This is a genomic window from Frisingicoccus sp. (genome assembly GCA_016298055.1).
In the GTDB taxonomy this organism is placed as follows: Bacteria; Bacillota; Clostridia; order Lachnospirales; family Lachnospiraceae; genus Frisingicoccus.
In genome coordinates, this window is sequence record JAEDDO010000098.1 from 1 (window position 1) to 6,842 (window position 6,842).

At 41.0% G+C, this 6,842-nt stretch carries 8 protein-coding genes and 1 pseudogene; 8 read left to right on the forward strand and 1 reads right to left on the reverse strand.

The window, feature by feature from the left end; translation table 11 throughout:
• The 4 genes from QZZ35_RS08050 to QZZ35_RS08065 all read left to right on the forward strand — a co-directional run.
• Positions 1 to 351, forward strand: a 351-nt coding sequence (locus QZZ35_RS08050) for a hypothetical protein (RefSeq protein ID WP_291236935.1), incomplete at its 5' end; no start/stop codon positions are given.
• A 13-nt stretch (positions 352 to 364) separates the two neighbouring features.
• Entirely contained in the window at positions 365 to 1,243 is an 879-nt protein-coding gene (gene rsgA / locus QZZ35_RS08055) for a ribosome small subunit-dependent GTPase A (RefSeq protein WP_291236936.1), read from the forward strand.
• 2 nt (positions 1,244 to 1,245) lie between these two features.
• Entirely contained in the window at positions 1,246 to 1,905 is a 660-nt protein-coding gene (gene rpe / locus QZZ35_RS08060; RefSeq protein ID WP_291233830.1) for a ribulose-phosphate 3-epimerase, read from the forward strand.
• Positions 1,902 to 2,576 (forward strand): thiamine diphosphokinase, encoded by a 675-nt coding sequence (locus QZZ35_RS08065; RefSeq protein ID WP_291236937.1) that lies wholly within the window; start codon positions 1,902 to 1,904, stop codon positions 2,574 to 2,576. Before rpe ends, QZZ35_RS08065 begins: the two co-directional genes overlap by 4 nt.
• Positions 2,577 to 2,627: 51 nt before the next feature.
• Here QZZ35_RS08065 and ychF read toward each other — a convergent pair whose 3' ends face one another.
• Positions 2,628 to 3,725: a redox-regulated ATPase YchF gene (gene ychF / locus QZZ35_RS08070; protein ID WP_291236938.1), complete on the reverse strand. Its 1,098-nt coding sequence runs from the start codon at positions 3,723 to 3,725 to the stop codon at positions 2,628 to 2,630.
• Positions 3,726 to 4,008: 283 nt separating this feature from the next.
• On the opposite strand from ychF, the gene mraZ reads away from it, so the two are divergent.
• The 4 genes and pseudogenes from mraZ to QZZ35_RS08090 all read left to right on the forward strand — a co-directional run.
• Positions 4,009 to 4,446 (forward strand): division/cell wall cluster transcriptional repressor MraZ, encoded by a 438-nt coding sequence (gene mraZ / locus QZZ35_RS08075; protein WP_291233840.1) that lies wholly within the window; start codon positions 4,009 to 4,011, stop codon positions 4,444 to 4,446.
• A gap of 15 nt (positions 4,447 to 4,461) precedes the next feature.
• Positions 4,462 to 5,409 (forward strand): 16S rRNA (cytosine(1402)-N(4))-methyltransferase RsmH, encoded by a 948-nt coding sequence (gene rsmH, locus QZZ35_RS08080; protein ID WP_291236939.1) that lies wholly within the window; start codon positions 4,462 to 4,464, stop codon positions 5,407 to 5,409.
• 15 nt (positions 5,410 to 5,424) lie between these two features.
• Positions 5,425 to 5,946 carry a hypothetical protein gene (locus QZZ35_RS08085; protein ID WP_291236940.1) on the forward strand — a complete coding sequence of 174 codons (522 nt, stop codon included), beginning with the start codon at positions 5,425 to 5,427 and terminating at the stop codon, positions 5,944 to 5,946.
• A gap of 59 nt (positions 5,947 to 6,005) precedes the next feature.
• Positions 6,006 to 6,842, forward strand: a pseudogene (locus QZZ35_RS08090) (peptidoglycan D,D-transpeptidase FtsI family protein); the annotation flags it as partial.

Sequence of the window (6,842 nt, forward strand, 5' to 3'; positions counted from 1 at the left end):
GAGGTTGAAGAAGGAACCATCATCAATTTCGGTGTAAGTAAAGGACCGAGAGAGACAGAGACCGAGTCAAAGGCACCGGCTCAGGGTACAGCGTCCGTATATATGCCTGTGGACAATCCTTTTGGACATGATATCGGCGGTCAGGCGGCAATGGAATCCGGAACAGTTGTGATTCAGGTCGTTTATGCGGATGGATCAACAAATACAGTTTATAGTGCTTACTGCAGTTCGGCGGATGCCTATGAATCCGGATGGGGAACGACAGTTACAGGTGAAGCCGGAACGTCAGCGACGGTCAATGCGACAGTAGACGGCATTCTGTATGCATCTTATGCAATTTATTTTAATTAGTTGAGGCAGATATATGCAGGGAAAGATTATAAAAGGCATCGGTGGTTTCTATTATATCCATGTTGAACATCAGGGCGTTTATGAGTGTAAGGCTAAAGGCATTTTCAGAAACCGCAAAGTGAAACCTCTGGTGGGTGATGATGTTGTCATTGATGTCATTGATGAATCTGGTAAAAAAGGTAATATTCGCGAGATACTGCCCCGAAAAAATGAATTGATTCGTCCGGCAGTAGCGAATATTGATCAGGCTCTTGTCTTTTTTGCTGCTGCCCAGCCGGAACCGAATCTTGGACTTTTGGATCGGTTTTTGCTTCAGATGGAGTATAAGGATATTCCTGTCATTATCGGTTTTAATAAATGTGATCTGGTCGAAGATGCCAGAATCAGAGAACTTGAAAAGATTTATGAAGCCAGCGGTTATCCTATGGTTTTCGTGAGCGTCAAAGAGTCAAAATATCTGGAAGGTCTTAAAGAGCTGTTGTCGGGAAAGACAACAGCTCTTGCAGGACCATCCGGTGTTGGGAAATCTTCTTTAATGAACTGGCTTCTTCCGGAAGCATCCATGGAGACGGGCGCTGTCAGTGAAAAGATAAAGAGAGGACGTCATACGACAAGACATTCAGAACTGTTTCATATTGGTGAAAGAACATATCTTTTTGATACACCGGGATTTAGTTCACTGTATCTCAATGATTTTACAGATGAAACACTAAAACATTATTTTCCGGAATTTTTAAATTATGAGGAAACATGTCGGTTTACCGGATGTAATCATATCAATGAACCCGACTGCGGTGTTAAAAACGCCATGGAAGAAGGAAAGATCAGTCCTGTGCGCTATGAACATTATGTTCAGATGTATGGGGAATTGAAAGAACAGAGGAGGTATTAGAGATGTTGATTTTATCACCATCGATTTTATCTGCGGATTTTGCCAGACTTGGTGAAGGCGTAGTAAAAGCGGCGGAAGCCGGAGCGGAATATATTCATATAGATGTTATGGACGGACAGTTTGTGCCGAATATTTCTTTTGGGATGCCGGTCATAAAAGCCATCCGTCCGGTGACAGACAAAGTGTTTGACGTACATTTGATGATCGAGGAACCGGTACGTTATATTGATGAATTTGTGGATGCCGGAGCAGATATTATTACGGTTCATGCAGAAGCATGCAAACATCTCCACCGGACGATCCAGGTGATAAAAAACCATGGAATCAAAGCGGGTGTTGTTTTGAATCCGGCAACATCTCTGTCTTCAATTGAAGAGATACTTCCGGAAGTTGATATGGTACTTCTTATGAGCGTTAATCCGGGATTTGGCGGGCAAAAATATATTGAGACAACGACCGACAAAATCCGTCGTCTGCGTGCCATGATCCAGGAGAGAAACCTGAAGGTAGATATTGAGGTGGATGGCGGTGTCACCCTTGATAATGCGGGAATGCTCATTGAAGCCGGAGCAAATGTGCTTGTTGCAGGCTCGGCAGTATATAAGGGTTCTGTTGAGGATAATGTCAAAGGTTTCCTGGAGGTATTTAAAAAATACGAATGAAAGTATTGATTATCACAGGGGGCAATATCGATGATGATTTTGCCTCCTCTTTTTTAAAGAAAAATTATTATGATGAAATTATTGCGGTGGACGGTGGACTGGCCTTTGCCGACCGGTCCGATCTTTCTATTACCCATCTTGTAGGTGATTTTGATACCATTGACGGAACGATTCTTGAAAAGTATATACATCGTCCGGATATATGTGTGCATCAGTTCATTCCTGAAAAAGATTATACGGATACGGATATCGCCGTTAAGCTGGCACTGAGCCTTATTAAGAATCATCATTCAGAAGAAAATGAAGAGAAAGTGATTCATATTCTGGGAGGAACAGGAAGCCGCCTGGATCATGTGCTTGCTAATCTTCAGATGTTAAAAAATATTCTTGATGAAGATGTCCGTGGTATAATTATTGATCAAAATAATATAATTGAGATGATTCGGGGAGAAAGAGTGCTGAAAAGAGAAGAGATGACAGGGACCTATGTTTCTCTTATTCCTGTGACTATGGAGCTTACAGGAATTACACTGTCAGGTTTCAAATATCCATTGGAAAATGCGTCTTCCCATTTTGGAGAAAGCCTTATGGTCAGCAATGAACTTTTAGAGGAAGAAGGCCGGATTTTTATAAAAGAAGGCATGGCCTGGATGATTATTTCAAATGATTAAATAAATGGGGGACAGGTTCCTCAATTTCTGAGAAGCCTGTCCCCATTTACATTAAACATTAAAACGGAAAAGAACAACATCTCCGTCTTTAACGACATATTCTTTACCTTCCATACGGACAAGGCCTTTTTCTTTAGCTGCTGTATAAGTACCGCAGGACATCAGATCATCATAGCTGACAACTTCCGCCTTGATGAAGCCGCGTTCGAAATCGGAATGAATCTTTCCGGCAGCCTGAGGTGCCTTTGTTCCCTTCTTGATCGTCCATGCACGGGACTCTGTCGGTCCGGCTGTCAGATAACTGATGAGACCGAGGAGACGATAGCTTGCTTTAATAAGTTTTTCGAGTCCGGATTCAGAAAGTCCCAGATCTTCAAGGAACATCTTTTTCTCATCCTCATCAAGTTCAGCAATTTCCTGCTCGATCTGTGCACAGATAACAAATACTTCAGAACCTTCAGTTGCCGCAAATTCACGGACAGATTTAACGAAAGGATTATTCTGTGCATCATCAGCCAGTTCATCTTCGGAAACGTTGGCAGCATAAATGACAGGTTTACCGGTCAGAAGATTAAAACTCTGCATTAAAAGCTGTTCTTCTTCATCATCAATTTCAAGTGTGCGTGCCATCTTGCCGTCTTCAAGGTGGGCGATGACCTTCTTTACGAGATCCGCTTCTTTTGCAAGAGATTTATCATTGCGTGCCCCTTTGCTGACTTTTGCGTAACGGCGCTCCATAATCTCAATATCTGAGAATATTAATTCAAGGTTGATGGTTTCGATGTCTCTCAATGGGTTGATGCTTCCGTCAACATGAACGATATTATCATTCTCAAAGCAGCGAACGACATGGACGATGGCATCTACTTCACGGATGTTGGATAAGAACTGGTTTCCAAGACCCTCACCTTTCGATGCACCTTTGACAAGTCCGGCAATATCAACGAATTCAATGACAGCAGGAACAATTTTAGCAGAGTCATAGAGTTTAGCCAGTTCATCCAGACGATGATCCGGAACGGATACGATACCAACGTTTGGGTCGATCGTACAGAATGGATAATTGGCAGATTCAGCCCCGGCTTTTGTTAATGAATTAAACAGGGTACTTTTTCCTACATTTGGAAGACCAACGATACCTAATTTCATGTTTATACGTCCTTTCTTCTATAATTATTTTAAGGATTTTTTAAAATTTTAATTTTCGACATTCTTATCTATTCTATCATATCTTTATGTAAATTACTATAAAAATGATTAAAAAGAACGAAATAAAAACTGTGAATAAAAAATGAAAAATTCGTAAAAAAGTAAAAATTCTATTGCTATCTCAATTTAAATGCTATAGAATAAAAATGTAAGTGGGAGAAAGTGAAACAAAGTGGTGAGAAATGGTTTGAAAAGGAACCTGAGATAGGAAATGGGTGACTGTATGTTTATTGGTGAATACAATCATACATTGGATGCCAAGGGCAGGCTGATTGTTCCTTCCAAGTTGAGAGAGTCTCTGGGTGAAAGATTCTTTTTAACTAAGGGGCTTGATGGCTGTCTGTCAGTTTATCCTCAGGAAGAATGGGAAACCTTTACGAATAAGATTCATGAACTTCCGATGACCAATAAAGATGCCCGCAAGTTCAGCAGATTTTTTCTTGCAGGAGCATCTGAATGCGAAATTGATAAACAGGGCCGTATTTTGATTCCTGCAAATCTGAGAGAATTTGCAAAACTGGAAAAAGAGGCCGTTTTAGTAGGTGTTTCAAATCGTATCGAGATTTGGAACAGAGATAAATGGGAAGAAATTAATGATGTCGATGTGGATGATATGGATGATATTGCCCAGCATATGGAAGACATCGGAATATCTTTATAATTAAGAGGTGATTAAGTGCTTTTCAGACATCAGTCGGTTTTATTAGACGAGACAATTGAGAATTTGAATATAAAGCCGGATGGTATTTATGTCGATGGGACTCTTGGCGGAGGCGGACATGCTTTTCATGTGTGCAGCCGTCTGGGAGATGAAGGACGGTTTATCGGGATCGATCAGGATGAGGCTGCAATCTGTGCAGCAGGTGAACGATTGAAACCCTTTGAAGATAAAGTAACAATTGTGCGCAGTAATTATAGTGATATGAAGCAGGTTTTGTCAAATCTCGGTGTTGACAAAGTAAACGGTATTGTTTTAGACTTAGGTGTGTCCTCGTACCAGCTGGATACGGTTGAACGAGGATTTTCCTATAGGGAGAATGCGCCGCTCGATATGCGGATGGATCAGCGTCAGGAAAAGACGGCCCGTGATATTGTTAATGTTTACAGTGAAACAGAGCTCTATCATATTATCAGAGATTACGGCGAAGATAAATTTGCGAAGAATATTGCAAAACATATTGTCCGGGCCAGACAGGAAAAACCGATAGAGACAACAGACGAGCTTACAGAGATCATTAAGGCGGCGATTCCTATGAAGTTTCGTGCCGTCGGAGGTCATCCGGCAAAGCGAACATTTCAGGCCATCAGAATTGAATTGAATCATGAACTGGATGTTCTTAAAGGACATTTGAATGAAATGATCGAACTCCTTGACGATGGCGGAAGGATCTGCATTATTACCTTTCATTCACTGGAAGATCGAATTGTGAAGAATATATTCAGAAAGTGCGAGAATCCGTGTGAATGCCCTCCGTCATTTCCTGCATGCGTCTGTGGGAAGCAATCTCTTGGTAAGGTGATTACCCGAAAACCGATTCTTCCTTCGGAAGAAGAACTGGCGATGAACTCAAGATCAAAAAGTGCAAAGCTGCGTGTTTTTGAACGCAGAATTCAGAATATTTAGAAAGGAACGGTGGATATGCCGGAGAATAAAAGAAAAAGAAGAAGATCATCTTCGACAGGGTATTATATTGATGGCAATACCGTTCGAAAATATGAAACCATTCCAAAAGAATTGCCGGAGAATCAGCGCAGGAAAAAGCGTCGTAAAAAGACTTCGCATTCGGACAGGAATGTGAAGAATGCTGCTGCAAGAAAAAATCGTGAAAAGGCTTCAAAATTAGATTTGACATATACAGTTTTTCTTGTTATTTCGGTTGTTGTGACAGTTGCTGTTTGTGTTGGATATCTGAGTCTTCAAAATGAGATTACCCGTACCAATGTGCAAATTGCCACATTAAAATCACAACTGAGTACGATCACGAATGAGAATGCAGCTATGGAAGAGCGGATTAACAGTGCAATCGATTTGTCTCAGGTATACCAGACAGCTGTTAATGAATATGGAATGACAGCGATCAAGGAAGATCAGATTCACTATTATTCCAATGAAAACGAGGATTATGTGAAACAATATGAACAGATCCCAACGGATGAATGATAATTGAGCCCTCAGAATGCTGGGGGCTTTTCCTTAAATCAGATAGGCGGTGTGACATCTTGGCGAAGCAATATAAAGTTTCGGAACAGCCTGAAAGAAGAAGGCGAAAGAGACGAAAAAAACGGGAAAGACGATTTGAAGAAACTAACCAGACAAAACTCGTAGTTGCTTGTGGTACGTTTCTTTTATGTATTTGTATATTAATTGGACGTTTGATTTGGATCAATATGAGAAAAAGCGATACCTACAGCCGGATCGTTTTGGCTCAGATGGATTATGACAGCCGTAATATTCCTTTTAAGAGGGGCGATATTACAGACAGAAACGGAACGGTTCTGGCAACAAGTGAGAAAGTTTATAATCTTGTACTGGATCCTTATGTTGTCATTAATTCGAATGGGGATTGTGAGAAGCCGACAGCAGAAGCGATTGAGAAATATTTTGGAATCGATGCCTCAAAGGTTTATGAGCTTCTGGAAGAGGATCCGGAAAGTCGTTATTGTGTTATGGCCAAGGAATTGGATTATGACACGGTAAAGGCGTATCAGGACTTTATGGATTCAGAAGATGAGAAAGATATGGAAGAGCGTGCCTATGTTAAAGGTATCTGGTTTGAAGAAGAGTATCTTCGAAAATATCCTTACGATTCTCTGGCAGCGGCCCTGATTGGATTTACGAATAAAGGTAATGACGGTACATGGGGAATTGAAGGCTATTATAATGATATGCTGAACGGAACAGACGGACGTGAATACGGGTATTTGTCAGAAAATTCGGATTTTGAACGGACAACAGTTTCCCCTGAGAACGGGTATACGGTCGTATCAACCATTGATATGAATATTCAGAGAATCGCGGAGAAATATGTCAATCAGCTTTTAGCTGAGCGTGAGTGT